Genomic DNA, 26630 nt, shown 5'->3' with positions numbered 1-26630 from the left:
CCTCAACGCCGGCCGCGTCCGCGGAGTGGTGACGACCACCGGCGCCGAGGCGTCCCTGTCCGTCGCCCGCATCGTCTCCGTACACCCCTCCCCCTAATTGCTACCTGACGGGGGCCCAGCAACCTGGCGCCAGGTTGCTGGGCCCCCGTCAGGTAGCTCGGAGCGGGAACAATCGGGGTGATGGACGTGTTGTGTCCTCTGGTGTCATCACACTTCGGGAAGGGAATTATTGAATGAATGGTCCGTTGATCGTGCAGTCCGATCGGACTGTGCTGCTCGAATCGGGACATCCGCAGGCCGTCGAGGCGGCCGTGGCGATCGCCCCGTTCGCGCAGCTGTCGCGGACCCCGGAGTACATCCACACCTATGAGATCACCCCGCTGGGACTGTGGAACGCGCGCGCCAGCGGCCATGATGCCGAATCCGTCGTCGATGTGCTCCTCGAATTCGCGAAGTATCCGGTCCCGCATGAGCTCCTCGTCGACATCGTCGACATCATGGACCGGTTCGGTGTGCTCACCCTCATCGACCACCCGATCCACGGACTGACCCTGACCTCGACGGAGACGGGACTGCTAGATGAGCTCGTCGGTCAGCCCGATCTCGTCGGCAAGTTCGGCAAACGCATCGATGCCGAATCCGTCCTCGTCCACCCTTCCGAGCGCGGCGAGCTCAAACACGCACTGCTGCAGCTGGGACACCCGGTGTCCGACCACGCCGGTTATGTCGACGGCGAAGCCCACGAGATCTCACTGTCCGATGATGCCCATGGCGGTCAATGGCATCTGCGCGACTATCAGAGGCAGGCGATCGATCAGTCGCTGTCCGGTGAGTCCGGGGTCGTCGTTCTGCCGTGCGGTGCCGGGAAGACGGTCGTCGGCGTCGCCACCATGTCGCGGGTGCAGACGACGACGCTCATCCTCGTGACGAACTCGGTCTCGGCGAAGCAGTGGAAGGACGAGATCCTGCGCCGCACCACCCTGACCGAAGACGAAGTCGGCGAATATTCGGGATCGACGAAGGAGATCCGCCCGATCACCATCGCCACGTATCAGGTGCTCACCACCCGGAGGAAGGGCTCGTACCTCCACCTCGAACTCCTCGACGCCAAGGACTGGGGCCTGGTCATCTACGACGAGGTGCACCTCCTGCCGGCGCCGATCTTCCGGCTGACCGCAAGCCTGCAGGCGCGTCGTCGCCTCGGCCTGACCGCAACTCTGGTGCGCGAGGACGGACGCGAGGACGAGGTGTTCTCCCTCATCGGACCCAAGCAGTACGAAGTGCCGTGGAAGGAGCTCGAACGGCTCGGGTATATCGCCTCGGCGACCTGTCATGAAGTCCGCGTCCGCCTCGACGGCGGAACTCGAACTGCGTATGCCCGCGCCGACGGAGAGGACCGATACCGGCTGGCGGCGACGTCGGATGCGAAGCTGCCGATCGTGTCCGAACTCGTCGCCGATCATCCGGATGCGCAGATCCTCGTCATCGGTCAGTATCTCGATCAGCTCGAGGAGATCGGAGCCGAACTCGGTGCGCCCGTGCTCACCGGGCAGACCCCTGAATCGGTGCGCCAGGAGCTCTTCCGCGAGTTCCGGTCCGGGGAGATCCCCGTGCTCGTGGTCTCGAAGGTCGCGAACTTCTCCGTGGATCTGCCGGCCGCCTCGGTGGCAATCCAGGTCTCCGGAGCCTTCGGATCCCGGCAGGAGGAGGCCCAGCGCCTCGGGCGGATTCTGCGCCCGAAGGAAGACCAGGGGTCGGCCACGTTCTACACGGTCGTCGCCGCCGACACCGTCGATGAGCACTTCGCCGCTCAGCGCCGCCGCTTCCTCACCGAACAGGGCTACAGCTACAGCATCGAAGTCCGCTGACTCCCCTCAATTGCTACCTGACGGGGGCCCAGCAACCTGGCGCGAGGTTGCTGGGCCCCCGTCAGGTAGTAATTACGTAGTAATAAGGGTGTCTGCGTCGGAGGTGACGACGACCTCACGGCGGGCGACGCGGCGGGCGAGGCGGGATTCGCCCCACTTGATGAAGCCGACGCCGCCGAGGATGAAGACTCCGCCGAAGAGCTGGATCGGGGCAGGCATCTCGAAGAGGACCAGCCAGGCGACGATGACGGAGAACGGCACCTCGACGAGGTTGACGAACGATCCGACCGTCGCCCCGACATAGCGCAGACCGAGGATCCCGGTGATGTACGCGCCGACGGTGAAGACGACGATCATCGCCATCGGCACGACCCACGACATCGGCACCCCGCCGAAGTCGACGTCTTCAGTCACAGCGTTCCACGGCATGACCCCGACGAGCACGATGACCGACATCGCCAGCGCCCCGATGCCCATGCCCAGACCGGTCAGCGCGACCGGAGGGATCGTGATCGTGTCCTTCGCCGAGACGAGGAAGTAGCTGGCCAGGCAGACCGCGGCGGCCATGGCCATGACCACGCCGAGAATGCTGATCGACGATCCGCGCAGGTTGAGCACGAGCAGGAGCCCGATCATCGAGACGACGACCCCGATGAACGTCACCGTCGCCGGCCGCGTCCGTGTCCGCGCCCAGATCCAGAAGACGATGAGCATCGGCGCAGTCATCTCCAGCAGCAGCGCCACGGCCACGGTGAGGTGTTCGACGGCGACGAAGTAGAACCCCTGAACGCCGGCCATCGAGACCAGGCCGTAGGTGACAACGGTGCGCCAGTGCGTGAGCACTTCGCCCCAGCGTCCGCGCAGGGCAATGAGGGTGGGGATGAGCAGCAGGACCGCGGATCCGGCCAGGCGGATGAGCACCACCGCGCCCGGCGTCCACCCGACCTGGTACATCGTCTTCGCGATCGGCCCCGACACCGCGAAGAAGAATGCGGAGGCAAGAGTGAGCAGGAACCCTGCGATGACGGTGCGATTCATTCTTGACCTCCTGATGTGGTGAAACGGTGAGTGGCGCACGAGGACAGACGTCCCCGAGGTGGTGGTGCGGTGTTGAGTTGATGGTGCGGTGACGGATCATTCCCTCGCCGAGGCGACCCGACGATGGTCAGATCCCCTCACCGAGGTGGCCCGACGTCGACATCGGCGTGACCGATTCGTCGTTCTGCCGGGTCTGCACATCGTCGGGTCGAGCAGCGCCTCGGCATGCCCTGCGAGATGTCCGATTTCAGTATCGACCTCGGAACTGAAATGGGTCAAGTGCATTTTGGTCCTTACATGCTGTGGCAGAATGGTATTCACCATGGCCTTCATCTACGACATTCGCGCGAACCTCACGATGCTCGTCGACCTCCTCAACACCTCCGGCGACATCACCGATGGCGGCGACGAGCTGACGACGACCGCGAAACTCCGCGAGTTCGCGGCCCGGCACGACTTCTCCGGCCCCTTGACCGCCACCAAAAGCGATGTCGATGAGACCCTCGAACTGCGCCGCAGATTCGCCGCAGCCCTGGATGCGAGCATCGATGCCGAGACCGCCGACGAGTTCGAAGCGGGCACGATCGCCGTCGTCGATGAGATCAATCTCACACTGAGTGACTCGGGGTCTGTGCCGCAATTGGTCAAACACGACCACTGGGACTGGCACCTGCACGCCACCGGCACTCACGCCAGCCTGGCCGACCGAGTGGCCGCCGATGTCGCCCTGGTCCTCATCGACCTCATCCGCTCCGGGGACCTCGACCGACTCGGACGCTGCGCCGCCGAGCACTGCCGCGCCTATCTGGCCGACTTCAGCCGCAATCGTTCGAAGCGCTTCTGCGACACCGGCAGCTGCGCCACCCGCACGCACGTCGCGGCCTTCCGCGCCCGTCACTCCGACGCCGACTCCCACAACTGACCCGAGGAGCCGCCCATGTCACTTCAGCCCTTGCGCATCACAGCCGGACGCAAGCTCGCCGCCGGCATTGCAGGCATCATCACCATGTCGGCCACGCTGACGTCGGGCTTCGCCATCATGCTGTTCGTCTTCCTCCCCACCGGCGTCGGCGGAGAGCTGACTGAGAAGCTCTTTTTCCTCGCCCTCGCCACCACCACGGCCATCTTCTCCGTCATCTTCAGCCACGCACTCATGCGCGCCGCTCTCGGTCGAATCCGCACCGGCGGAGGTCTCACTCGCTTCTTCCGGTATCAGCTGGCAGCACTCGGGTGCGGCGGCGGACTCGGCCTCGGCTTCGTCCCCGCCGCGACCGACGCCGCGACTGCCTGGTGGGTCGTGGCCATTGCCACCGGCGCCGGACTCATCGCCGTCTCCCTGCTCGCATTCCGTAGGGCCCGGTATCCGATTCTCGACCGCCCTCCCTACCCCAATGCAGCCTTGGCCGAAGGCAGCGTTATCGACTACTGGTCCGGCTCCTCGGCAAGAGCACCGAGCCTGGCCGTGGTTCACTTCGTCGACAACAAGGGCCGGGACCGCTGGGCCCGTCACCTCGTCCAGCAGGACCCGTCACTACGAGGCACTATCGGTCAGGTGATCTATGACCGCCACCGCCCCGAGCGGATTCAGCGCTTCGCCGTCACCCAGCAGCTCTTCGACCTCCGCCCACCGCGTGAGATCCGAGAGAATCCGACATCCCGGTCGGGCACCGTCTTCCCGATGCCACCCGCCCCTCGCCCGCCGCACCCACGCTGACCGAACCCGCCCTACCCACACCCGCCTCGGCGAACATTTCTGAATACAAACTGATCGCAGCCGCATATTTCACTGAAATCGGGCTTCCTTTTCTGAGAACGACAGCCCGATCCGGAGTCCAAAACGACTTTCCTGAGAGTTTTTCAGTGGCGCACATCACATTCGCATTCAGCTACTCTCCAGCTAACTCCCAGACACGGGTCTCAGACTGGATTCATGACTACAGCACAGAACGACATCGACATCGAAGCCACCCTGCTCGTTGTCGATGATGAGCCCAATATCCGCGAACTCCTGTCCACCAGTCTCCGCTTCGCCGGATTCGACGTCGTCTCCGCTGCCAACGGTGCCGAGGCGCTGCGTCTGGCCGAGCAGACCGACATCGACCTCCTCGTCCTCGACGTCATGCTCCCGGACATGGACGGCTTCACCGTCACCCGCCGTCTGCGCCAGATCGGCATGAACGCCCCCGTCGTGTTCCTCACCGCCCGTGATGACACCTCGGACAAGATCACCGGTCTGACCGTCGGCGGCGACGACTATGTGACGAAGCCCTTCAGCCTCGAAGAGGTCGTCGCACGCATCCGCGCCGTCCTCCGCCGCACCCGCAATCTCGAGGACGAAGAGAACGCCGTCATCGTGGCGGGCGACCTCGAACTCGACGACGACACCCACGAGGTCCGCCGCTCCGGCATCCTCATCGACCTCTCCCCCACCGAATTCAAGCTGCTGCGCTACCTCATGCTCAACACGAACCGCGTCCTGTCGAAGTCGCAGATCCTCGACCATGTGTGGGAGTACGACTTCGGCGGCGACACCGGAATCGTCGAGTCCTATATCTCCTACCTGCGCCGCAAGATCGACGTCACTCCGGAGACGGATGCCGCCGGCCACCCCGTCGAGATGGAGTGGACGCCGATGATCCAGACCAAGCGCGGGGTCGGCTACATGCTGCGCACACCGGAATCCAAGTAGTCGTCCATGCAAGGACGATAGATTACATACGTGCCGATAGAATCCCGTCCCTCCCGTCCCGGCTTCTGGGAAGAATGGTCTCTGACCACCAAGCTGCTGGCCATCATGATGCTGCTCATGCTGCTCGTCCTCACGGGGACGAGCGCGTGGGTGTTGGAGAACCTGCGCGACAGCCTCGTCCAGCGCACCGATGAGCGACTCATCAGCGCCTCGGAGACCCTGGCGAAGCAGGCCTACCAAGATGTGTTCCAACCGGCCGAACTCCAGTCCGGGGACGATGACGCCGAGGAGGCGCCGTCGTCGACGACGATCGATTCGAATTCCTGGGATCAGCTCAAGAGCCTGCTGCCGGGAGGGTTCTATGTGCAGTTCTACGACACGAACGGGGATCCGATCCGCGACCCCGTCGCTCCGGAGCCGCAGAACCATCCGATCCTGCCGAAGATCGATGAGAAGGAAGTCTATTCCCGCGGCGGCGAGCCCTTCACTGTCGCCGGAACGAGTTCGCAGTGGCGGGCGCGGGCGATGAAGGTGAAGAACACCGACGTGCTCGTGTCCATCGCGGTGCCCTTCGACCGCGAGGTCGACAACATCAACGAGCGAGCCAGGAACACGATGATCGGCATCGGCCTGCTGGCCCTGGCGATGGTCGCCGGAGTCGGCTATTGGGCGATCAACAACACGTTCCGACCGCTGCGCGATATCGAGAAGACCGCATCGCGCATCGCCGCCGGCGACCTGTCCCAACGTGTGCCCAGCTATCCGCGCAACACGGAGCTCGGACGTCTGTCGGCGGCGCTGAATACGATGCTCGGCCGCATCGAGGACTCCTTCGACGGGCAGACTCGGTCGGAGAAGCGCATCCGCCAGTTCGTCTCCGATGCCTCCCACGAGCTGCGGACTCCCCTGGTCACGATCCGCGGATATGCGGAGCTGTACCGGCAGGGTGCGATCACGAAGTCCGATGACATCGCCAACGCGATGGAGCGGATGGAGTCCGAGGCCAAGCGCATGGGCGTCCTCGTCGACGATCTCGTCGTCCTCGCCCGCCTCGACGAGCAGCGTGCCGCCGAGATCGGTCCGATCGACCTCCACAAGGTCGTCCGCGATGCCGCCGCCGATGCCGCGGCACAGGCCCCGGACCGCGATATCAGCTTCATCGGACTCGATGGTGAGGATGCTCAGCCGGTGCCGATGATCCGCGGTTCCGAGTCGAAGATCCGCCAGGTCATCGTCAACCTCGCCGGCAATGCCGTGCGCCATACGCCCGAGCACACCGCAATCGAATTCGCCGTCGGCGTCGTCGGCCTCCCCGAACAGGTCGACCCGGACTCTGCGGACACCGGCGAGATCCGTGAGGGCGGCACTCGCGGTCACAACGGTCGAAACGGTGGGAAGAACGGCGCGAAGGACAAACTGCGTGAGCGCGGGTTCGTCACCGGTGGAGTCCGGATATTCCGCCGAGGCGACTCTGCCGGAAACGATCAGGCCGACACCCAGCCCACCCCGCCGACCGGACCTCAGCCCGGGGAACAGACAGACCCACAGGGCACTGCGCAGACGGACCTGCCGACCGGTCCGGAACCCGACCAGCAGTCGAAGGATCGGGCCGAGGGCTCCGAGGCGGCCAACATCGTCCCCGACGTCACCGCCGCCGGGTCGATCACGGTCGATGAGTCGCTGCGCGGATTCCCCAACGGCCGGGTCCGCTTCGAGGTCAGGGATCATGGCGACGGAATCGACCCCGAGGTGGTTCCGCGCATCTTCGAGCGCTTCTACCGTCTCGATGTGTCCCGGACCAGGGACACCGGCGGTTCGGGGCTCGGGCTGTCGATCGTCAAGGCGATCGTGGAGAACCACCATGGTGCGATCTCCGTCCACGAAACTCCGGGCGGCGGTGCGACGTTCCGCATCGACCTGCCCATCTCCGACAACGGCGACACCACTGCGGACACGCGAAAGGATGAGCGATGAACGAGAACAACGACTCCCAGGATCCGAATGAGGTGTCCCGCAGCGCCCGATCGGACGATCAGACTCCGCGCCCGTCGGCGAATCAGCACAGCGGTTCCGCCGCCGAGGGGCGTCGCAGCCCGTCGGCCGGGGGCTACCGCGGGTCCGGTGCCGAGGTTCCGCGCACCTTCCCCTCTCAGTCCAACGGCCCTGCCCGGGTCAGTCCACCGGTCGCACCCCCGGAAAGGCGCCCGGATGTGCCGCCGACTCAGGCACAGAACCCTGTGGACGGTTCCCCTCACCGAGGAGGCTCCCCCTCCCAGCCGTCCTCCCCCTACCAGCCCGGTAGGCAGCAGGCCGGGCAGGCCGGCGGGCAACAGCCAACCGGTCAGCCGGGCCGGCCGGGCCAGCCGGGCCAGCCGGGTCAGCAGGGACAGCCCCAGCAGACGTCGCCGTATCCACCGAACGGGCAGCAGTCAGCTCCGTATCAGCCGGGCAGCCAACAGCAGGCAGGTCAGCCGGGCCAGCACGGGCATCACAGCGCCCAGGGCAATTTCGGCGACCAGTCGCAGCCGGATCGGCAGAATGTCCAGCCGACTCAGCCTCAACACCAACCCCCGCACGGTCAGCCTCAGCAGGGCGGGTCCCCGGGCCACGACGGCGGCACCCAACCGTATCCGGGGCAGCACGGTGGGTCCCAGTCGTATCCGGGGCAGCACGGTGGGTCCCAGTCGTATCCGGGGCAGCAGAACGGGCCCGGCCAGCAGAACTCTCCGGGCCAGCCGACCGGTTCGAACTCCTATTCCGCGGTGCCCGCGCCGGGTCCCTATTCTTCGGAATCCGCGGCCGTCGGTTCACAGCCCGGACCGGGAGGACCGGCAGGACCCGGTGGGCCGGTCGGACCCGGTGGACCCGGTGGGCCGTACGGACCGGACGGGTTCGGTCCGTACGGAGCTCAGCAGCCGCCTCGGCGAGAGAAGAAGGGACCCGGTTGGGGCGCGACGATCGCGATCGGACTGGTAGCTGCCCTCCTCGGTGGGGCTCTCGCGTTCGGCGGGAACTATGCGCTCTCATCGCTGCAGGAAGATGAGCCGCGCAAGGTCGCCGAGGAGACGATCGAGACACCGGACTGGACGCAGGTCGCTGAGAAGACCTCGGACAGTGTGATGTCGATCCAGGTCGGCACAGGCGGTCAGGTCCAGGGACTCGGCTCGGGCGCGTTGTACGACGATCAGGGCCACGTCATCACGAACAACCACGTCGTCGCACCGGCGGACACCCCCGACGGCGAGATCGCCGTGACCATGAAGAACGGTGAGACGACGGAAGCGAAGATCGTCGGCCGTGATCCCTCGACCGATATCGCCGTCATCAAGCTCGAGCAGGTGCCCGACGGTGTGAAACCGCTGGTCATCGGCGATTCGAAGAAGCTGAGCGTGGGCGACCCGGTGATGGCCCTGGGCAACCCCCTCGGCCTGGCCGACTCCGTGACCACCGGCATCGTCTCCGCGCTCGACCGCCCGGTGTCGACGGAGAACATCGGCGAGGATGCGACCTCGCAGGAGAAGGAGATGACGATCACGAACGCCATCCAGACGGATGCGGCGATCAACCCCGGCAACTCGGGTGGACCGCTGGTCAACGGCGATGGCGAGTTCATCGGAGTGAACTCGGCGGCGGCATCGCTGAGTCAGGGCGAGGGAGGACAGTCCGGATCGATCGGCATCGGGTTCGCGATCCCCGCGAACCAGGCCGTGATGATCGCCGATCAGCTCATCTCCTCCGGCAAGGCCCAGCATCCGTTCCTCGGCATCACCCTCACCGACGGGCACATCAACAGCGGCGGCATCAGCCGCGGCAGCGCCAAGGTGCAGTCCGTGGCCGGCGGATCCCCGGCGGACAAGGCCGGACTCAAGGATGGAGACGACATCGTCGAGGTGGCCGGAACCAAGGTGAACAACGCCATCGCCCTGCGCGCCCTCGTCCGCGCGCAGCCGGTGAACACTCCGGTCGAGGTCACCGTTGTCCGCGGAGGGAAGGAACAGAAGCTCGACGTCACGCTCGTGCTGCAGTAGGTGCGCGGCTGACCCGTCGACGACTCGCGCGAGTGCGCACTCACGCGCCGGCGCACTCCCGCACCGGCGCACTCCCGAGTCAGCGACTCATGCGTCAGAGCCTGGGGACACTGCCGCGACTGCGCCACCTGGAGGGTGTGGACAGCCGAACGCTGTCCACACCCTCTTTCCGTGCCCTTCCGGTCTTCGCCTCCTGCCGTCGACACTGATCTCGTCTCGCCCGACCGTGGCGGGGCGATCCTGACCAAGAGGAGTGATGATGAGTTTCGAAGTCGACGCCGAACGCGTCCAGTCCGCCGCCACCGCCGCTGCGAACACCTCCCGCAACCTCGTGTCCGAATCCGACACGATGATGCGCAATCTGCTCGCCCTCCAGGAATGCTGGCGCGGCAGTGCGGCACAGAACTTCCAGGCCGTGGTCAACCAGTGGGAACGTGCGCAGAAGCAGCTCATGGAATCGCTCAACTCCGTCCACGGTGCGCTCCATACTGCTGCCCGGCAGTACTCCGAAGTCGAGGCGGCGAACTCGCGGCTCTTCGCCCCCTGACCCGATCGAGTCCCACCCGCCGAGGGTCACAGGCCCCGGTCGCGCATCCCCCGAGATACAGCGGCCGGGATCTGTCTGTTCTCGTAGTCGGCGTCTGGCAAACTATCAGCCTTTCTCAGTAGACTTGAGAACGATAGTTCGCGGCGGTGTTGGCCAAGAATCTCCGGACCGGAGTGGATCGGGTTGGCAGCGTCGGGTCAAACCAATGCAGGAGTCGACTACGGATGAGTATCTTCCAACGGATCGCGACGATCTTCGGTGCCAAGGCCAACAAAGCTCTGGACAAGGCCGAGAACCCCAACGAAACCCTTGACTATTCGTACCAGAAGCAGTTGGAGCTGCTGCAGAAGGTCCGTAGAGGTGTTGCCGATGTCGCCACCAGCCGCAAGCGCCTCGAGCTGCAGATCAACCAGCTCGAACAGCAGCAGAACAAGCTCTCCGGTCAGGCCGAGAAGGCCATGCAGATCGGTCGCGAGGACCTCGCCCGCGAGGCTCTGACCCGCAAGTCCGGACTGACCCAGCAGATCACCGACCTGCAGACCCAGCACGAGGGACTGCAGGGTGAGGAGCAGAAGCTCACCCTCGCCTCGCAGCGCCTCCAGGCCAAGGTCGACGCCTTCCGGACGAAGAAGGAGACGCTGAAGGCCACGTACAACGCCGCCGACGCACAGTCCAAGATCGGCGAGGCGTTCTCGGGCATCTCGGAAGAGCTCGGCGACGTCGGACTCGCCGTCCAGCGCGCCGAGGACAAGACCGCGAATCTGCAGGCGCGCGCCGGGGCCGTCGATGAGCTTCTCGCCTCGGGTGCCCTCGACGATGTCACAGGAACCCAGAAAGACGACATCACCGCCCAGCTCGACTCCCTCTCCAGCGAAAATGATGTGGAGATGGAACTCCAGCGGATGCGCGAGTCCCTGCCTGCCGGTTCCGAGGCGAAGGACCAGAAGTCGCTCGAAGGTGAGGATCAGCAATGATCATCCGCATCATGGGCGAAGGTCAGTTCGACGTCGCCGACGTCGACCAGGACCTGCTGCAGAAGTACGACAACCAGGTCGAAGACGCCGTCAATGCCGGAGACGAGGAAGCAGTGCGGACCGCGCTGACGTCCCTGCACGACTACGTCACGGCCAACGGCCAGCCGGTCGCCGATGACTACCTCGGGTCCTCCGACGTCGTCATTCCGTTCGCCGACGCCACCCTGGCCGAGATCGCCGAACTGCTCACCGGCGAGGGTTTCATCCCGGACCCGGCCTGAAACCACAGAGTACCGAAATGCACCCGGCCCATTGTCTTCGACAGTGGGCCGGTTCTGCCACTGCCAGAGAGGAACCACGATGAAGAACCGCTTCGTCAAAGACAACGGCCTGACCATGCGGATGGGATGGACGATCTTCCTCAACGGCCTCATCTATGTCGTGCTCATCCTCGCGATCTGGTGGATCGTCGGGCAGAGCGTCGGCGGAGTCATCATCGCCGTCCTCATCAGCGCCGGCGCGTTCTTCTTCCAGTGGTACTTCTCCGACAAGATCGCCATGCGTGCGATGGGCGGCCGGGAGGTCTCCCCCGAGGAGGCTCCGGAGCTGCATACGATCATCGACCGACTCTGCCAGCTGGCCGATGCGCCGAAACCCCGCGTGGCCGTCTCGAATTCTCCGATCCCCAATGCCTTCGCCACCGGTCGTTCCCCCGAACGCTCGGTGGTGTGCGTGACCCGTGGTCTGCTCGAGAAGCTCGACCGCGATGAAGTCGAGGTCGTCCTCGCCCACGAGCTCTCCCACGTCGCCCACCGCGACGTGACTGTGATGACCGTCGCCGGCGTCACCGGAGTCGTCGCCGCACTGATGATGCGCGCCGGGTACTACATGAGCTTCGGTCGGTCGAACAACAATAACAACGGCATTCCGATCCAGCTGCTGTTCATCCTCGTCGGAGCCGTCGTCTACGGTCTCTCGTTCGTCCTCATCCGCGCGCTGTCGCGATATCGTGAGCTGGCCGCCGACCGTGCGGCAGCCATCCTCACCGGCGCCCCGTCGACCCTGGCCTCGGCGCTGACGAAGCTGAGCGGGGACATGGCCAAGATTCCGGAGAAGGACCTGCGGTCGTCCGCCTCGGCGAATCACCTGGCCCTGATCCCCGCCATCAGCGGAAAGGCCGCATTCGGCCAGCTCTTCTCCACCCACCCCTCGCTCGAGAAGCGCCTGGATCAGTTGGCGAAGATCTCCGCCCAGCTCTCCCGGCCAGAGTGAGCATCCACCGCACCCTTTGAACTGCGCATCACCGAATTAGGAGCTCCATGGGATTCTTCGACGCACTGCTCGGCCGGTCCAAACCGAAACGGGCCAACCTCGACGACCTCTTCGCCCTGCCGCCGGCGGCGCTGACGCTGCAGGCGGCGACCGGCTTCACTCCCACGGGCGTCGGAGCCGTCGCGTTCCGCCAGGTCGAGGGGGCCGCATTCCAGTCCGCCGAGTCCGAAAGCGTCGCCCTCATCGGTTCCGACCCGGCCGCCTCGGTGCGGCAGGAGAACGACGGCTTCGGGTTCACCTGGCAGGTCGTGGCCGATGGGAACGCCGAGGTGGTCAACCTCGTCACGAACATCCACGCCGTGAACTCGGCGCTGGTCAATCAGGGCTTCGACACGATGCTGCTGTGCACGACCGTGTACTTCGTCCATCCCGATGGACGTCGAATGGCGTTGGTCTACCAATACAAGCGCGGAACCTTCTACCCGTTCGTGCAGTCTGGACCGAAGCAGCGGGACAACCCCCTGGAGATCCAGGTCAAGGGTGTCCTCTCCGGCGAGCTGCCGTTCGAGGAGGACACGTCGAACTGGTCGGCGCTGTGGGATGCCCCGGGCATGAACGACACCCCGGGTGCCCCCGAGCTGCGGTAGGCATATCAGTCCGGGCGACAGGCATGTCAGTCCGGACAGACGAGTGGAGGGCGTCCCCGCGGGAACGCCCTCCAATCGTATCTGAGACTGTCAGCCTTCTTCGGCGGCCACCTCGATGACTTCGCCGAGGGCTTCGATGCGGTCGCCCGGACGGATCGTGGCACCACGGCGAGTCTCGACCTCGCCGTTGACGCTGACCTCGCCGTCGGCGATCATGTCCTTGGCCATGGCGCCGTGTTCGGCGATTCCGTGGAGTTTGAGCAGCTGGCCGAGCCTGATCGACTCGCCGCGGATCTCGATCGTGTCCATCAGAACAGGTCTCCGAATCCGTCGAACAGGCCGCCGCCGTCACCGCCGTCGCCTCCGAAGAAGCCACCGCCGTCGCCGCCGATGTCTCCGCCTGCGTCTCCACCGGCGTCGCCCATATCGCCTCCGTAGGCACCGTCCCAGCCGCCGCCCATTCCGCCGAACATCATGGCACCCATGAGGACGCCGGGCAGCAGGCCGGAACCGGCGTAGGAGTTGAAGTAGCCGCGGTTGTATTCGGCGTAGGCCGGTCCGGCCTCCCAGTAGGCGCGACGGGTGTGTCCGTCTCCGGTCACGACCTTGCGCACCAGCGGATCAGCACCGACGGCGACGCGTTCGGCGTCGGCGGCGCACACGGGAACCGGGCGCAGCTGACCGCCGGCCGGAGCCCAGTCGATGTCTTCGACCGAGGGTCCGTGCTGGGGGTTGAAGAAGCAGGGCGGACGACGCACCGGCAGGGGTTTGCCTTCGACCCGGGCGCGAACGCACTTGGCGGCGTAACGGCCGTCTTCGAGCGCCTCGGTGACGTGACGGATGTCAGCGGGTTCGGAGACCTTCTCGAGCGTCTCCTTGGCCACATCGTACGAGTCGAGCGCCTGCTTGTAGTCCTGCGCTCCGCCCGTGTCGAGGTCGACTCCCGCGGTGATGACGTCGAGGTCGGCGACTTCCTCGCCGAACGAGGTGACGTCCTCTTCAGCGGTCTTCTTCACCTGCTGAAGTTCGGCGGCGTGCAATTCCTGCTGCCGCTTCTTCTCCTTGCGGTGGCCGATGAAGAAGACGGCCCCGAGAACTACGAGCAGCAACAGAAATACTTCAGTCACGATCCATGCCTCCCAGGCTAGCTTTGTCCTCGAACAGTATGCCCGATGAAACTGACAGGCGTCTGAGCCTGTGCCCCACATCTGCTCAGTTCCAGGCGATCAGCGACGCAGTCGCAGACCATCGACGACAACTCAATCCTCAATCCCAAGCCATCGACGACAAGTCAATCCCAGGCCATCGACGACGGCGCAGCTGCAGGCGCTCAACATCCGGTGCGCGCCGGTCATGTGACACCGTCGCTCGTCCCATGGGCGACCGCCTCACACAAGCCCCAGGAAGCCCTTGACCAAGGCCGCGATTCCGCCGCCGAATGCGAGGACGAGCATCCCGATCCGCGCGACGCCGACGTCGATGTGACGGGCCAGCCGATCACCGCCGAGGAGGCCGGCAACGAGGACGAGACCGAGCCCGGCCCAGACTCCGATCTCCAGATGTGGCCAGGCCCCTCCGTCGACGACCACTTTCATCACCACCGCCGAGACGTTCCCGACGACGAGGAACGGCTGCAGGGTGGCCGCGAACGACCGCTGCTCCCAGTTCGTCAGCACAGCGTAGGCGCTCACCGCCGGTCCCCCGGCGCCGGCTGCCGCCGACATCGCCCCGGAGAAGAGTCCGGCCGTCATCCGTGTGCCGAAGTTCGCGGGAATCGACCGGCCCAGCTTCCCCAAGGTCAGTGAACTGATGAGGGAGACGATGATGAGTGCGCCGATGAGGATCTGCAGCGGTGGAGTGGGCATCGACGACGAGAGAAGCGCGCCGGCGACGGCGCCGATCACCGCGCCCAAGGCAAGGTGTCGGAACGGCGGCCATGCCACCTCGGCGAAGGTGCGGACGAAGACGGAGAATGAGGCGACGATTCCGCAGATGTTGACGAGGATGACGCCGCTGAACGGATCGAGGAGGAGCACGAGGAAGGGACCGCTGACCAGGCCGAATCCCATCCCGGTGACGCGTTGGGACAATGCGCCGAGGAACACGGCGAAGAAGATGAGCACGACGACGGGTTCCACGCGGTCGAGTCTAGTCCAGCCCGATTCCCGGCTGATCCTCAGTCTCACCGCTGACCGCGGGGTTAGAGTATTCACCATGAACGCCAGTGAACTATGGTCGAGGTTCAGCGCAGATCCGCGATCGTATGGGCAGGTCCGGGCATCGGATGCCGATCGCGCGGTCGTCAGTGATGTCCTCTCCGAGGCCTATGCCCGCGGCCAGCTCGACGCCGACGAGTTCGACGAACGCACCGAGGCGGCCGCGACGGTCAAAACCCTCGGTGAGATCCCAGCGCTGATCGACGACCTCGTCCTTGCCGATCCGGCCGAGGTCGAACCGGACCGGCTCGATGATGCTGGACGCGCCCAGGCACTGGCGCGGCTCGCGGAAGATCGGGTGCCGATCACGCCGGAGCAGATCGATGCTGCGGCGCAGAAGTACTACCGGGATCGGGTGCGCCAGTCACTGCTCGGTGCCGTCGCGGGTCCGGTCGGGATCGTGCTGGCGATCTGGGCGATCACGTCGATCGCGCGCGGTGAGTTCATCTTCTTCTGGCCGATCTTCGTCATCGTGCCCATGCTGTTCGGCGGGTTGGGGCGCATCGCGCACAAGGACGAGATCATCCGCAATCGGAAGAAGGAGCTCACGCGTCGGGCCCGGGCGCACCTCGGCGATGCCGAGGCCCAACGACAGCTCGACGACGGCGAGCATCCCGAACGAGATTATGAAGCCGACTTCGGTACGGGCTTGCAGCCGCCGCATCCGTCCCACCCGCCGTACTCTCCCGGGCAGAATTCCCGCCGCGATGAGAGGGACCAGGGGCGGGGGCAGCGCCGTCATCCCCGCGACAACCCCTGGGACTGAGCGCTGACGTCCACGGTCGGTTCCGTTCTGAATTGGCTCAGGTTGGTTCGGTTATAGCTCAGGCCCGACCTGTCCAGTTCCGGCTCAGGCCTGGAAGATCCTCATCTGGCCGAACGCCTGCGCCTTGTGCGTGGTGAACCACATGGTGTGGGAGAAGTGCTTCAGGTCGTCGCCGTCCGCCTCGGCCTGCCAGTATCCCCACGCCGCAGCGGCCTTGCCGTGAGTGATCGCCGCTTCGAGGTGACCGACCTCCGGCGAATGCGCGGACAGCTGCAGCAGCGCCTCGACGACGGCTTCCCGGCCCGTGTGGGTCTCGACGTCGGAGGGGTGGACGATCTGGAGGACGCAGTCGTCGGCTATCGCCTCGGTCAGCGCGTCTCGGTCGCCGTTGAAGAGGATTGTCTTCGAACGTTGCGACGAAGACATTCTTCGGACTGTTTCCGCAGGCATCGGTGCCGGTGAAGTTCATAGGCCCAGCCTATGCGGGTGGAGGATCCAGAACAACGGGTCGGCGGGCCGCCTCGGCGAAGATGGTCGCCGACTCACGACGGGCGGACACGTCCGCCTGAACGACCCGACCGTGGGGCCGGGACCCGAGACCCGGGAGCCGGGACCCGGGACCCGGGACCCGGGGGCCGGGACCCGGGCGCCGGGCGCCCGGGCGCGAAAACGGCCGTGCCGGCGCCCTTGCGGGCACCGGCACGGCCGATCGAACGAGCGGTGGCTATCAGAAGCCCATGCCGCCCATTCCACCCATGCCGTCCATGCCGGCAGCTGCGTCTGCACCTGCGGGGGCCTTTTCGGGCTTGTCGGCGACGACCGACTCGGTGGTGAGGAACAGACCGGCGATCGAGGCGGCGTTCTGCAGGGCAGAGCGGGTCACCTTGACCGGGTCGTTGATGCCGGCGGCCAGCAGATCCTCGTAGTCACCAGTTGCGGCGTTGAGACCGAATCCGGCTTCGAGGTTCGCGACCTTGTCGGCAACCACACCGGCTTCGAGGCCGGCGTTCGTGGCGATCTGCTTGAGCGGGGCTTCGATGGCAACCTTGACGATGTTGGCACCGGTGGCCTCGTCTCCGGAGAGTGCGAGGTCCGCGAATGCGGCCTTGCCCGCCTGGATGAGCGAGACGCCGCCACCGGCGACGATTCCCTCTTCCACAGCAGCCTTGGCGTTGCGCACGGCATCTTCGATGCGGTGCTTGGTTTCCTTGAGCTCAACCTCGGTGGCGGCTCCGGCCTTGATGACTGCAACACCGCCGGCCAGCTTGGCCAGACGTTCCTGCAGCTTCTCACGGTCGTAGTCGGAGTCCGAGTTCTCGATCTCGGCGCGGATCTGAGCGACCCGTCCGGCGATCTCCTCGGCGTCTCCTGCGCCCTCGACGATGGTGGTCTCGTCCTTGGTGATGACGACCTTGCGGGCGGTGCCCAGCAGGTCGGTGGTCACGCTGTCGAGCTTGAGTCCGACTTCCTCGGACACGACCTGGCCACCGGTGAGGATGGCGATGTCGGCGAGCTGAGCCTTGCGACGGTCACCGAAGCCCGGAGCCTTGACGGCCACGGACTTGAAGGTGCCCTTGAGCTTGTTCAGCACCAGGACGGCCAGGGCTTCGCCCTCGACGTCTTCGGCGATGATGAACAGCGGCTTGTTGGACTGCTGAACCTTCTCGAGGACGGGCAGCAGGTCCTTCACGTTCGAGATCTTGGAGTTGACGATGAGGATGTAGGGATCCTCAAGGACAGCTTCCTGGCGATCGGTGTCAGTGACGAAGTAACCGGAGATGTAGCCCTTGTCGAAGCGCATACCCTCGGTCAGTTCGAGTTCGAGTCCGAAGGTGTTGGACTCCTCGACGGTGACGACGCCTTCCTTGCCGACCTTGTCGATGGCCTCGGCGATCAGTTCACCGATGGCGGGATCTCCGGCGGAGATGCCTGCGGTGGCGGCGATCTGTTCCTTGGTCTCGATGTCGATGGCGTTGTTCAGCAGGACGTTCGTGACGGCCTCAACGGCCTTCTCGATGCCGCGCTTGAGGCTGAGCGGATCAGCACCGGCTGCCACGTTGCGCAGACCTTCGCGGACGAGAGCCTGTGCGAGCACGGTAGCGGTGGTGGTTCCGTCGCCTGCGACGTCGTCAGTCTTCTTGGCGACTTCCTTGACGAGCTCGGCGCCGATCTTCTCGTAGGGGTCCTCGAGTTCGATCTCCTTGGCAATGGAGACGCCATCGTTGGTGATGGTCGGTGCGCCCCACTGCTTTTCGAGCACGACATTGCGACCGCGGGGTCCAAGGGTCACCTTGACCGCGTCCGCAAGCTGGTTGAGGCCAGCTTCGAGTCCTCGACGAGCTTCTTCGTCGAATGCAATCATCTTTGCCATAGTGGCTTAGATCCTCCCTGATGGAGTGGAGTGGGAATCCAGAGCAGTCGTCAACGCCCGCGACGGCAGAGAGTGTGTCCGCATGTTCCATTCCACATATGGACCACGCTCTCGAGACGACTGGTGGGAACCCATCGGTTTTCACCAGTACTAGATTTAGCACTCTCCCCATGCGAGTGCAAATAATCATTGCCTGCCATGACGGGCACGCGGGGGGTGCGAGCCACGAGTTCTGGGCGCCGGAGGAAGGCGCAAAGGTCATTTCGGCCCAGCGCGAAACGCCTCTCGACCCGGCCAGTCTGCTCACGGCCCTATCAAAGTTGAGAAGCACGATTTCAAACATGTGCTGCTCAACCTAAACCGTGCCGCATCGAATCTCCCGCTCTGGCGGGCACTGCCGCGGCCGCTCCCCCGCACCCACGCTGGCACTCCCCCGCGGGCACTGAAAAGCGCCGAACAGTTGCCTGCTCGGCGCTTCCCCCGTGCGGTTGGTGCCGGTTGGCCCGAAGGCCGTTCCGACCACCCGCCGCAGCGGATCAGAAAACTGTGCTGACAGCAGCCAGTCTCAGAGGAGGGTGACGGACTCCGCCTGAGGACCCTTTTGTCCTTCTCCCACTTCGAACTGAACCTGCTGGCCCTCTTCGAGAGAGCGGTAGCCGTCCATCTGGATTGCGCTCCAGTGAACGAACACGTCCTGGTTGTCGCCTTCGAGGGTGATGAATCCGTAGCCCTTTTCAGCGTTGAACCACTTGACGGTACCTTGTGCCATTACTTCTCCATACAGTGCAGTGCCATTGAAATCCCGCATCGCAGCCGCTATCAGATGACCACACCTGAGATACGGAAGCTAGTAAAACTCAACTGACCCCGCGACTTCTCTCATTGACCTCTAGAGAATTATCTCGGTGAAGCACGAATAGAACACAAGGTGCTGTGCTTGCCTAGCTGTTGCAACTCTACCGCAGGCGCGCATCCCACCTCGAGCGGTTCAGCACTGTTATAGATTCGTTATCTAAGGATTTCTGCCCAGTTCACAGCGGGGATCGCAGCGAATGGAATCAGACCGTTCGGTCAGAAATTCGCCGAGGTGGCCGACCGTCCCATCCCCGACCGCAACCGAGGCGGCCGACTCATGACGGGCTCGCAGCCACATCGGTCGAGGCCGAACCGATCCGACCGACGCAGTCACATTGCCGCGCGGCCGAATCGCTTCGGATCACTCCGAGTCCCCGCCTGCGCTGGGCTCGGGTCCGCGATCGGCGATGTCCGAGCAGATGACGACGGTGATATCCGCTTCGAAGTCGGACGAGGCCTCCGTGGCCGAGACTCCCAACGATTCGGCGACGAGCTTGGCCTGCGAGGCGTTCTCCTCGCCGTTGTAGTACACGGTCGACACGGTGAGTGCGGTCGAGTAGTTTCCGACCTCGCCGAGCGTCCAGCCTTTCACTTCGACCGCCTCGGAGAACTTCTTCGCGGCGCCGGAGACGCCGGAGCCGTTAAGGACGTCGACGGTGATCGAGTCGTCTGCGACGCTGACCTCGCTCTCACTCGGTGAGGGTTCGGCCGATGCCGATTCGGAGGCCGGAGGATCGGCGATCTTCGATTCGGGGTTGCCCATCGAGGAGAAGATGATGTTGATGGCGGCCACGACCAGCAGGACCGCGACCAGGGCGAGGATGATGACCAGCGAGATGGCACCGACGTTCGACGACGCCGCGGATTCCTGTCGATGGGCACCGCTGCGCCGGCCGGGCTCGATCTCGTCGAATTCGTCGGTCATGTCTACCTCGAGACGCGGGCTTGGGCGCGTTCGCTCTGCCGCGTGCTGCGGATTCGGCGAAGGCGCTTGACCAGCATGGGGTCGCTGGCCAGTGCTGCAGGGTTGTCGAGAAGCGAGTTCAGTATCTGGAAGTAGCTGGTGGCAGACATGTCGAAGCGCTCACGGATCGCGTGATCCTTGGCTCCACCGTATTTCCACCACCGCCGCTCGAATTCCAAAACGGCCACCTCGAGCTCGCTCAGTTCTGAGGTGTCGTCATTCGGCGGCATAGATGTTGTGCTCCTTCGAGAGGTGTCTGTGCTTCTATATTATCGCCCGAACGACGGTACCGAAATTTCCGGCGCGCCGCCGCGGATGTGAGGTCGGTCCCCGAACGGCCCATGTCAGCCCCGCACCAACCGCATCACCCCGCCGCATGACACCGGATCGGTGACCGTGACGACGGGGTGAAGGGAACGACCTCCGCCGAGGCGGGGCCGCCCCGGCGGATCGAGTGACCCGATCTCGAGGATCGGACCGACCCCACATCCGACCGAGAGTGCGGGGCCGCCTCGGCGGAATCGGATCAGCGGATGCGGATGTTGACCTGCTTGATCTGGGTGAAGCCCTCGAGCATGCCCTCCAGCGAAGCCTCGCGTCCGAAACCGGAGGTCTTCATGCCGCCGTAGGACTGTCCGGCCAGCTGACCGCCGCCCTGGTTGACCTGGACCCAGCCGGATTCGATCCGGTTGGCCATGGTCAGGGCCGCGTCGACGTCCTTGGTGAAGACGAAGGCCGCGAGACCGAAGTCGGAGTCGTTGGCCATGTCGATGACCTCGTCGATGTCCTTCCACGGGATGACCGAGAGGACAGGGCCGAAGATCTCTTCGCGGCTGGTCTGCCAGTCGTTCTTCGCCTTCGAGAAGATCACCGGTGCGTGGTAGAAGCCGGGCTCGCCGACTTCCAGCGAATCGGAGCCGTCATAGGCGATCTCGACGCCGTCCATCGACTTGCCCATCTCGATGTAGCCGGCGACCTGGTCGTACTGCTTCTCATTGATGATGCAGCCGATGTCGGTGGACTCATCGCGGGGGTCACCGACCTTCATCTTCGACACCGCGTCGACGAGCTTGGACAGGAAGTCGTCGTAGATGTCTTCGTGGAGGAACAGGCGCGAGCCCATGGTGCACGACTGCCCCTGGCGGGCGAAGCGGGTCGAGAGCAGCACCTGCTCGAGGGTGTCGTCGTCGTTCGAGTCCGGGAAGATGATGTTCGGGGACTTGCCGCCGAGCTCCATCGACGAATGCGCGAGACGGCCACCGGCCACCTCGGCGACGTGTCGGCCTACGCTCGTCGATCCGGTGAATGAGACCTTGTCGACGTCCGGGTGGACGTTGAGGGCCTCACCGATGACCGACCCCTTGCCGGTGACGACATTGAGCACACCAGCAGGGAGGATGTCGGCGATGATCTCGGCCATCTTGAGGATGGTCAGCGGCGCATCCTCGGCGCATTTGAGGACGATCGTGTTGCCCGCGGCGATCGCGGCCGGCGTCTTGAAGGCGGCGATCATCAGGGGCGAGTTCCACGGCAGGATGCCGGCGACGACCCCCAGGGGCACGCGCTTGGTGTATTGGAGCTGCTTGTCTCCGGCGGGCAGGGTGTTGCCCTTGACCTCACCGGCGACGCCGCCCATGTAGCGGAACAGGTCGGCCAGGATGATCGTCTCCGGGCGAGCCTGGGTGCGGATCGCGTTGCCGGTGTCGAGAGCGGTCAGCTGGGCGAGCTCCTCCGAGGCGGCGTCGAGCGCATCGGCACAGGCCAGAAGCTTCTTCTGGCGTTCCTTGAACGGCAGGGCCGCCCACTCGGGGAACGCCTTCCGTGCGGCCTGGACGGCGCGGTCGGCGTCGGCCTCTTTGCCGTTGGGCACCGTGGCGATGACGACGTTGCGGTCGATCGGGGTGATGAGATCGGTGGTGTCGCCGTCAGCGGCGTCGACCCACTGACCGCCGATGAGCATCTTCCAGTTCTTGGCCTCTGGGAATTCCGACATTTCGGTCCTTTCGTTCAACGATGAACTCCTTAGGCCGAGCATAACGCGTGGCACTGGGCGGCAATACACCCGTTCGATAGGCGATCGCGCACACCCGATCTGCGCTCGGTGCACATGCGCGCAGTGCCTGCGCCGAGGCAGCGCTGACGTTGCCATCGGCCTCCCCGAGGCGGCTCTGACGTTGTCGTCGACCTCCCCGAGGCGGCTCTGACGTTGCCATCGGCCTCCCCGAGACGGCTCCGTCGTCCCAGCGCGACTCCTGCGGCCCGGCATCGCTACACTCGTGCCCATGACATCGACGCCTCCGCTGACCGAGATCATGTCCCCCGATTGGGCGAGCGCCCTGGCCGGAGTGGAGGAGCGGATCCACTCGATGGGCGACTTCCTCCGCGACGAGATCGCCGCCGGCCGCGCCTACCTGCCCTCCGGGGATTTCGTCTTCCGCGCCTTCGCCGAGCCGCTGTCCGAGGTCAAGGTCCTCATCGTCGGCCAGGACCCCTACCCGACGCCCGGCCACGCCATCGGACTGTCGTTCGCCGTCGACCCCGATGTCCGCCCCCTGCCGCGGTCGCTGGGCAACATCTATCAGGAACTCGAGTCCGACCTCGGCATTCCGCCGGCTCCGCACGGAGATCTGCGTGCCTGGTCACGCCAGGGAGTCATGCTGCTCAACCGTGCTCTCACCGTCTCCCCCGGCGAACCCGCATCCCACCGCGGCAAGGGGTGGGAGGAGATCACGGAACGGGCGATCACAGCGCTGATCGAACGCGATCAGCCGCTCGTCGCCATCCTCTGGGGCCGCGATGCCAGGAACCTCGCTCCCCTGCTGACCTCAGGAACCGCCGAGGTGGCCATCATCGAATCCGCACATCCCTCGCCCCTGTCGGCCCGCCGGGGATTCTTCGGCTCCCGCCCGTTCTCGCGCACGAACGAGCTGCTCGCTCAGAAGGGCATCGATCCGATCGACTGGGCACTGCCGGCTCAGGCCTGAGTCCGGATCAGACCTGAGCCCGGGTCCGATCTGAGTCCGAATCAGATCTGATTCGGACCGGTCGCGGTCTCCTCTGAGGATGCCGTTCCTCCGGCCCCACTCGGCTGAGGCTTCGCTCCTCCGGTCTCGGCCGACTGCGCCTTCGCTCCTCCGGGTCCGCTCGACTGGGTCTTCGCTCCTCCGGGCTGCACCGAGTCGATGACTGCGGTCGTGGGTTCGCCGCTGCGCACCTCCTCGACCTTCTCCTCGGCCGAACTCCGGCTCTTGAGGTTCTTCAGCGGCAGCGCCAGATAGCTGCCGAGCACAGCCCCGACTGCGAGAGCCGCATTCGCCAGGATCGCGGTGAACAGCGAGGACAGCCCCACAGCGAAGGAGACGTTCTCCGACTCCGACGCGATCTGATAGACGGCGGTGAAGATCGACAGCCCCTGCAGCAGGGTATAGATGCCCGGAAGCATGAGCACGATTGCCGGTGCTCCCAGCCGCAGGGCCAAGGGCCGGGAGAGGAACCCGGTGACGGTCGCGGCGAGAAGACTGGCGAGCACATTGTCGATGTGCAGCAGGGTCAGCGACATCATCGTGATGTGCGAAGCGAGTCCGACAAGCGCGGCAGGAAGGATGAACCGGCGCCTGGCCGACATCGCCACGGCACCGGACATCGCCACCACGGCCGCCGCAACCATCGACAGGATCGCCGTGACCACGTGCGGACTCGCCTTGGGCACGAGCACCTCGATATGGCTGAGCCCGATGGCCTGACCGCACACGATGCCCAACGCGATTCCGGAGACGATGCCGGCCAGGGTCATGAACACTCCGACCACTCGACCGGCCGCGGTCAGCGGGAAGTTCGTCAGCGCATCCTGGACCGCCGAATACAGCGATTGGGTCGGCAGGAGCAGGACGATGCCGGCGGCCACGAGGTACTGCGGGGAGTTGATGATCCCCAGATCTCCGGCGATGGTGGCGATGAGCGTCGCCGAGGCGGCCTGCAGCGCCGTGATGAAGAACGACGGCAGGTGGGTGCGCCCGATCAGCTTGCCGACCTGGAACACGACGATGGCCATCGTGATGCCCAGGGGCACCGCGACCGCCCCTCCCCCGAGCAGCAGGACGAGGGCACCGACCATCAAGCCCCAGGCACCGGTGGTGAACCATTCGGGAAACGGCCGCCGCTGCGTGCGTATCGCGTCGAGGCGACTGCGTGCCTCATGGAATTCCAGACGCCCGTCGACGAGGTCGGTGACGAGCTTGTGCACCGAGGCGAGCTTCGCGAAATGCGTGGACTCACCGCGGTTGACCCGCATCACCGTCAGCAGACGTCCGTCCGAGGTCGAATAGTGCACGACGAGAGTGTTCGAGGTCAGATCGATCTCGACGGTGGCCAGACCGCACGCGGTGCAGGCGGCGATGACGGAGACCTCGACATCGCTGGTGCCGGCACCGGCACGCATCATCATCGCCGCGATATCGGCGGCGAGGTCGAGGATCATCCGGGCTTCGTCTTCGCTCGGCTCCTTCGCCTGCACGGGCGCCTGGTAGGGGGTGCCTTTGAGCGCGGTGACGATGGGCACCGGCTGCGTGTTCTCCGTCGTGCCCGAGACGAGTTTGCCGACGGTGCGCCGGGCGACTCTCTGGGCGATGCGCTGAGACGCCCCGCGGTGGTCGGTGCGGGCCTTCGACCGTCCGCCGCTGCGTTCGGGCTTCGCCGCCTTCGCTGCCGCGGCCTTCGCGACGTTGTCGGGCTGGGGTTCCGGTGAGGACTCCCGCAGCTCGGCCAGACGCTGCAGACGGGTGCGTTCGAGCAGCTCCCGCAGGGCCTGGGATCCGGCCTCCGGGTTGCCGCGGGAGACCGGCGCCGGGGATGAGCCGCGGACAGGACCGGGTTCGGTCGGCGGATCGACCCGAACCTCGGCGGTGGTGGCGTCTTCGAGTTCTCTGTCGCTCACGGCTCGCTGATGAGTGTCGGGCCGAGCGGGTCGGCGACGTGCGCGGTTCCCGAGGCGGCGTCATAGTCGAAGACGCGACGACCGGAGACGAAGACGGTCTCGGCGCGGGAGTTCAGATCGAGCGGATCGCCCGACCAGATGACGATATCGGCGTCGCGGCCCACGGCCAGGGAGCCGAGGCGGTCGTCGAGGCCGAAGATCGCGGCGGGGTTGATCGTCAGCGCTTCGATCGCGACGACCGGGTCGAGGCCCTCCTTCACGGCCAGGGAGGCTTCGTGGATGAGGAAGTTGATCGGGATGACCGGATGGTCGGTGGTCAGCGCGATGCGCACTCCCGCCTCGGCGAGGGAAGCGGCGGTGGCCAGGGTGCGGTCGCGCAGTTCGACCTTCGACCGGGAGGTCATCAGAGGTCCGAGGATGACGTCGATGCCCTTGGCGGCGATGAAGTCGGCGATCTTGTGGCCTTCGGTCCCGTGGTTGATGACCAGGCGGTACCCGAATTCCTCGGACAGGCGGATGGCGGTGGCGATGTCGTCGGCCCGGTGACAGTGCTGGTCGAACGCGAGCTTGCCGTCGAGGACGTCGGCGAGGGTCTCCTTGACCAGGTCACGGTCGAACGGGGTGCCCTCGGCTTCCGCCTGGGCGCGTTTGGCCTGGTAGTTCCGCGCCTCGACGAAGGCGTCGCGGATGATCTTGACGGTGCCCATCCTCGTCGACGGGGTGACCTTCTTCTCCCCGTACACGCGTTTCGGGTTCTCGCCGAGCGCGGATTTCACGGACAGGTCCTGCGTCACGAGCATTTCGTCGACGATGCGGCCCCAGGTCTTGAGGAAGGCGGTGCGACCGCCGATGGGATTGCCGGAACCGGGTTTGATGAGCGCCGAGGTGACGCCGCCGCGCAGCGCATCCTTGAATCCGAGGTCGGTGGGATCGATGCTGTCGAGCGCGCGCAGGCCCGCCCCGTTGGGATCGGTCATCTCGTTCGTATCGTCACCGGACCAGCCCTCACCGTCCTCATGCACGCCGAGGTGGCCGTGAGCTTCGATGAAACCGGGCAGGACCCAGCGTCCACCGGCATCGATGACCTCGGTGTCCGCTGGGAGGGAAGAGGTGTCGACGGGGCCGGCAGCCACCTCGGTGATGCGACCGTCCCTGACCGTGAGCGTGCCCGATCCGATCGCCTCGGCGCGGTTGCCGGACGCATCGGCCACGGGCACGATCCGCGCGTTCGTGATGACGAAATCTGTGGCTGCGGGGACCGGGACTGAGCGATACATTCTGCTCCTAGCGAGGGGGTCGGCGACGACGTCTGTGCGGTCTCGAGTCTACGCCACTCGATGTGTGGACACGGTGACCTCGGGGCCGTTCGCCGCGTTGGCGGGACGCTTCCGGCAGGGCGAGTTCTCACCCTCTTCCCTCCCCATTTGCTACCTGACGGCGGCCCAGCAACCTCGCGCGAGGT

25 protein-coding genes are annotated in these 26630 nt (G+C 65.4%); 13 read left to right on the top strand and 12 right to left on the bottom strand.

Annotation, left to right across the window (positions count from 1 at the left end):
* Positions 1 to 233: 233 nt before the first annotated feature.
* Entirely contained in the window at positions 234 to 1868 is a 1635-nt protein-coding gene (locus AD89_RS0115840; protein WP_025780472.1) for a DNA repair helicase XPB, read from the top strand.
* A gap of 72 nt (positions 1869 to 1940) precedes the next feature.
* Here AD89_RS0115840 and AD89_RS0115835 read toward each other — a convergent pair whose 3' ends face one another.
* On the bottom strand, positions 1941 to 2906 hold the full coding sequence (locus AD89_RS0115835) for an EamA family transporter (protein WP_025780470.1): 966 nt from the start codon (positions 2904 to 2906) through the stop codon (positions 1941 to 1943).
* Positions 2907 to 3216: 310 nt separating this feature from the next.
* On the opposite strand from AD89_RS0115835, the gene AD89_RS0115830 reads away from it, so the two are divergent.
* The 10 genes from AD89_RS0115830 to pspAB all read left to right on the top strand — a co-directional run bounded on the left by AD89_RS0115830 (position 3217) and on the right by pspAB (position 13063).
* On the top strand, positions 3217 to 3828 hold the full coding sequence (locus AD89_RS0115830) for a CGNR zinc finger domain-containing protein (protein ID WP_231488723.1): 612 nt from the start codon (positions 3217 to 3219) through the stop codon (positions 3826 to 3828).
* A gap of 15 nt (positions 3829 to 3843) precedes the next feature.
* Entirely contained in the window at positions 3844 to 4620 is a 777-nt protein-coding gene (locus tag AD89_RS0115825; RefSeq protein ID WP_025780468.1) for a hypothetical protein, read from the top strand.
* A 216-nt stretch (positions 4621 to 4836) separates the two neighbouring features.
* On the top strand, positions 4837 to 5595 hold the full coding sequence (locus AD89_RS0115820; protein ID WP_025780466.1) for a response regulator transcription factor: 759 nt from the start codon (positions 4837 to 4839) through the stop codon (positions 5593 to 5595).
* Between the two features lie 30 nt (positions 5596 to 5625).
* Positions 5626 to 7569, top strand: a complete 1944-nt coding sequence (locus AD89_RS0115815) for a HAMP domain-containing sensor histidine kinase (RefSeq protein ID WP_025780465.1) — start codon at positions 5626 to 5628, stop codon at positions 7567 to 7569.
* Entirely contained in the window at positions 7566 to 9623 is a 2058-nt protein-coding gene (locus tag AD89_RS20045) for a trypsin-like peptidase domain-containing protein (protein ID WP_155807494.1), read from the top strand. The genes AD89_RS0115815 and AD89_RS20045 overlap by 4 nt, the downstream gene beginning before the upstream one ends.
* A gap of 259 nt (positions 9624 to 9882) precedes the next feature.
* Positions 9883 to 10170 carry a WXG100 family type VII secretion target gene (locus AD89_RS0115800; RefSeq protein ID WP_035321190.1) on the top strand — a complete coding sequence of 96 codons (288 nt, stop codon included), beginning with the start codon at positions 9883 to 9885 and terminating at the stop codon, positions 10168 to 10170.
* A 224-nt stretch (positions 10171 to 10394) separates the two neighbouring features.
* Positions 10395 to 11144 (top strand): PspA/IM30 family protein, encoded by a 750-nt coding sequence (locus AD89_RS0115795; RefSeq protein ID WP_025780460.1) that lies wholly within the window; start codon positions 10395 to 10397, stop codon positions 11142 to 11144.
* Complete coding sequence (pspAA, locus tag AD89_RS0115790; protein ID WP_025780459.1) at positions 11141 to 11425, top strand: PspA-associated protein PspAA; 285 nt, start codon at positions 11141 to 11143, stop codon at positions 11423 to 11425. The genes AD89_RS0115795 and pspAA overlap by 4 nt, the downstream gene beginning before the upstream one ends.
* 79 nt (positions 11426 to 11504) lie before the next feature.
* On the top strand, positions 11505 to 12416 hold the full coding sequence (gene htpX, locus AD89_RS0115785; protein WP_025780457.1) for a zinc metalloprotease HtpX: 912 nt from the start codon (positions 11505 to 11507) through the stop codon (positions 12414 to 12416).
* Positions 12417 to 12463: 47 nt separating this feature from the next.
* Positions 12464 to 13063 carry a PspA-associated protein PspAB gene (pspAB, locus tag AD89_RS0115780; protein WP_025780456.1) on the top strand — a complete coding sequence of 200 codons (600 nt, stop codon included), beginning with the start codon at positions 12464 to 12466 and terminating at the stop codon, positions 13061 to 13063.
* Positions 13064 to 13153: 90 nt separating this feature from the next.
* Here the strand turns inward: pspAB and AD89_RS0115775 are convergent, their stop codons facing one another.
* The 3 genes from AD89_RS0115775 to AD89_RS0115765 all read right to left on the bottom strand — a co-directional run bounded on the left by AD89_RS0115775 (position 13154) and on the right by AD89_RS0115765 (position 15201).
* The gene (locus AD89_RS0115775) at positions 13154 to 13372 is read right to left on the bottom strand and encodes an RNA-binding S4 domain-containing protein (protein ID WP_025780455.1); all 219 of its coding nucleotides are present in this window, start codon (positions 13370 to 13372) and stop codon (positions 13154 to 13156) included.
* The gene (locus tag AD89_RS0115770; protein ID WP_025780454.1) at positions 13372 to 14190 is read right to left on the bottom strand and encodes a hypothetical protein; all 819 of its coding nucleotides are present in this window, start codon (positions 14188 to 14190) and stop codon (positions 13372 to 13374) included. The genes AD89_RS0115775 and AD89_RS0115770 overlap by 1 nt, the downstream gene beginning before the upstream one ends.
* A 261-nt stretch (positions 14191 to 14451) precedes the next feature.
* Positions 14452 to 15201 carry a sulfite exporter TauE/SafE family protein gene (locus AD89_RS0115765; RefSeq protein WP_025780453.1) on the bottom strand — a complete coding sequence of 250 codons (750 nt, stop codon included), beginning with the start codon at positions 15199 to 15201 and terminating at the stop codon, positions 14452 to 14454.
* 76 nt (positions 15202 to 15277) lie between these two features.
* On the opposite strand from AD89_RS0115765, the gene AD89_RS0115760 reads away from it, so the two are divergent.
* Complete coding sequence (locus AD89_RS0115760) at positions 15278 to 16045, top strand: DUF1707 SHOCT-like domain-containing protein (protein WP_025780451.1); 768 nt, start codon at positions 15278 to 15280, stop codon at positions 16043 to 16045.
* Between the two features lie 84 nt (positions 16046 to 16129).
* Here AD89_RS0115760 and AD89_RS0115755 read toward each other — a convergent pair whose 3' ends face one another.
* The 6 genes from AD89_RS0115755 to AD89_RS0115730 form a co-directional block, all read right to left on the bottom strand.
* The gene (locus tag AD89_RS0115755) at positions 16130 to 16471 is read right to left on the bottom strand and encodes a hypothetical protein (RefSeq protein WP_025780450.1); all 342 of its coding nucleotides are present in this window, start codon (positions 16469 to 16471) and stop codon (positions 16130 to 16132) included.
* 301 nt (positions 16472 to 16772) lie between these two features.
* Entirely contained in the window at positions 16773 to 18416 is a 1644-nt protein-coding gene (gene groL, locus AD89_RS0115750; protein ID WP_025780449.1) for a chaperonin GroEL, read from the bottom strand.
* Between the two features lie 565 nt (positions 18417 to 18981).
* Entirely contained in the window at positions 18982 to 19185 is a 204-nt protein-coding gene (locus AD89_RS0115745) for a cold-shock protein (protein WP_025780447.1), read from the bottom strand.
* Positions 19186 to 19632: 447 nt separating this feature from the next.
* Positions 19633 to 20196: a LytR C-terminal domain-containing protein gene (locus AD89_RS0115740; protein WP_025780446.1), complete on the bottom strand. Its 564-nt coding sequence runs from the start codon at positions 20194 to 20196 to the stop codon at positions 19633 to 19635.
* A gap of 2 nt (positions 20197 to 20198) precedes the next feature.
* Positions 20199 to 20465, bottom strand: coding sequence for a DUF3263 domain-containing protein (locus AD89_RS0115735; RefSeq protein ID WP_025780444.1), 267 nt, complete (start codon positions 20463 to 20465; stop codon positions 20199 to 20201).
* 296 nt (positions 20466 to 20761) lie between these two features.
* Complete coding sequence (locus tag AD89_RS0115730) at positions 20762 to 22228, bottom strand: aldehyde dehydrogenase family protein (protein ID WP_025780443.1); 1467 nt, start codon at positions 22226 to 22228, stop codon at positions 20762 to 20764.
* 289 nt (positions 22229 to 22517) lie between these two features.
* Here AD89_RS0115730 and AD89_RS0115725 point away from each other — a divergent pair, with 289 nt between their 5' ends.
* Positions 22518 to 23219, top strand: a complete 702-nt coding sequence (locus AD89_RS0115725; protein WP_025780442.1) for a uracil-DNA glycosylase — start codon at positions 22518 to 22520, stop codon at positions 23217 to 23219.
* 41 nt (positions 23220 to 23260) lie between these two features.
* Here AD89_RS0115725 and AD89_RS0115720 read toward each other — a convergent pair whose 3' ends face one another.
* Together AD89_RS0115720 and AD89_RS0115715 are read right to left on the bottom strand one after the other, a co-directional pair.
* Entirely contained in the window at positions 23261 to 25168 is a 1908-nt protein-coding gene (locus AD89_RS0115720) for a threonine/serine ThrE exporter family protein (protein WP_025780441.1), read from the bottom strand.
* Complete coding sequence (locus tag AD89_RS0115715) at positions 25165 to 26445, bottom strand: amidohydrolase (protein WP_025780440.1); 1281 nt, start codon at positions 26443 to 26445, stop codon at positions 25165 to 25167. Before AD89_RS0115715 ends, AD89_RS0115720 begins: the two co-directional genes overlap by 4 nt.
* Positions 26446 to 26630: the final 185 nt, after the last annotated feature.

It is taken from the genome of Brevibacterium sp. VCM10 (assembly GCF_000583215.1).
Classification (GTDB): Bacteria; Actinomycetota; Actinomycetes; order Actinomycetales; family Brevibacteriaceae; genus Brevibacterium; species Brevibacterium linens.
The sequence above is the reverse complement of the archived record's forward strand: the minus strand, read 5'-3'. Positions and strand labels throughout refer to the sequence as shown.

Bases quoted from the DNA above. Each gene is read 5' to 3' on its own strand.
- AD89_RS0115820 (WP_025780466.1), top strand. From the start codon at position 4,837: ATGACTACAGCACAGAACGACATCGACATCGAAGCCACCCTGCTCGTT.
- AD89_RS0115835 (WP_025780470.1), bottom strand. From the start codon at position 2,906: ATGAATCGCACCGTCATCGCAGGGTTCCTGCTCACTCTTGCCTCCGCA.
- AD89_RS0115740 (WP_025780446.1), bottom strand. From the start codon at position 20,196: ATGACCGACGAATTCGACGAGATCGAGCCCGGCCGGCGCAGCGGTGCC.
- AD89_RS0115745 (WP_025780447.1), bottom strand. From the start codon at position 19,185: ATGGCACAAGGTACCGTCAAGTGGTTCAACGCTGAAAAGGGCTACGGA.
- AD89_RS20045 (WP_155807494.1), top strand. From the start codon at position 7,566: ATGAACGAGAACAACGACTCCCAGGATCCGAATGAGGTGTCCCGCAGC.
- AD89_RS0115825 (WP_025780468.1), top strand. From the start codon at position 3,844: ATGTCACTTCAGCCCTTGCGCATCACAGCCGGACGCAAGCTCGCCGCC.
- AD89_RS0115735 (WP_025780444.1), bottom strand. From the start codon at position 20,465: ATGCCGCCGAATGACGACACCTCAGAACTGAGCGAGCTCGAGGTGGCC.
- AD89_RS0115725 (WP_025780442.1), top strand. From the start codon at position 22,518: ATGACATCGACGCCTCCGCTGACCGAGATCATGTCCCCCGATTGGGCG.
- AD89_RS0115760 (WP_025780451.1), top strand. From the start codon at position 15,278: ATGAACGCCAGTGAACTATGGTCGAGGTTCAGCGCAGATCCGCGATCG.
- pspAA (WP_025780459.1), top strand. From the start codon at position 11,141: ATGATCATCCGCATCATGGGCGAAGGTCAGTTCGACGTCGCCGACGTC.
- AD89_RS0115840 (WP_025780472.1), top strand. From the start codon at position 234: ATGAATGGTCCGTTGATCGTGCAGTCCGATCGGACTGTGCTGCTCGAA.
- AD89_RS0115755 (WP_025780450.1), bottom strand. From the start codon at position 16,471: ATGTCTTCGTCGCAACGTTCGAAGACAATCCTCTTCAACGGCGACCGA.
- AD89_RS0115730 (WP_025780443.1), bottom strand. From the start codon at position 22,228: ATGTCGGAATTCCCAGAGGCCAAGAACTGGAAGATGCTCATCGGCGGT.
- htpX (WP_025780457.1), top strand. From the start codon at position 11,505: ATGAAGAACCGCTTCGTCAAAGACAACGGCCTGACCATGCGGATGGGA.
- groL (WP_025780449.1), bottom strand. From the start codon at position 18,416: ATGGCAAAGATGATTGCATTCGACGAAGAAGCTCGTCGAGGACTCGAA.
- AD89_RS0115715 (WP_025780440.1), bottom strand. From the start codon at position 26,445: ATGTATCGCTCAGTCCCGGTCCCCGCAGCCACAGATTTCGTCATCACG.
- AD89_RS0115830 (WP_231488723.1), top strand. From the start codon at position 3,217: ATGGTATTCACCATGGCCTTCATCTACGACATTCGCGCGAACCTCACG.
- AD89_RS0115800 (WP_035321190.1), top strand. From the start codon at position 9,883: ATGAGTTTCGAAGTCGACGCCGAACGCGTCCAGTCCGCCGCCACCGCC.
- pspAB (WP_025780456.1), top strand. From the start codon at position 12,464: ATGGGATTCTTCGACGCACTGCTCGGCCGGTCCAAACCGAAACGGGCC.
- AD89_RS0115775 (WP_025780455.1), bottom strand. From the start codon at position 13,372: ATGGACACGATCGAGATCCGCGGCGAGTCGATCAGGCTCGGCCAGCTG.
- AD89_RS0115795 (WP_025780460.1), top strand. From the start codon at position 10,395: ATGAGTATCTTCCAACGGATCGCGACGATCTTCGGTGCCAAGGCCAAC.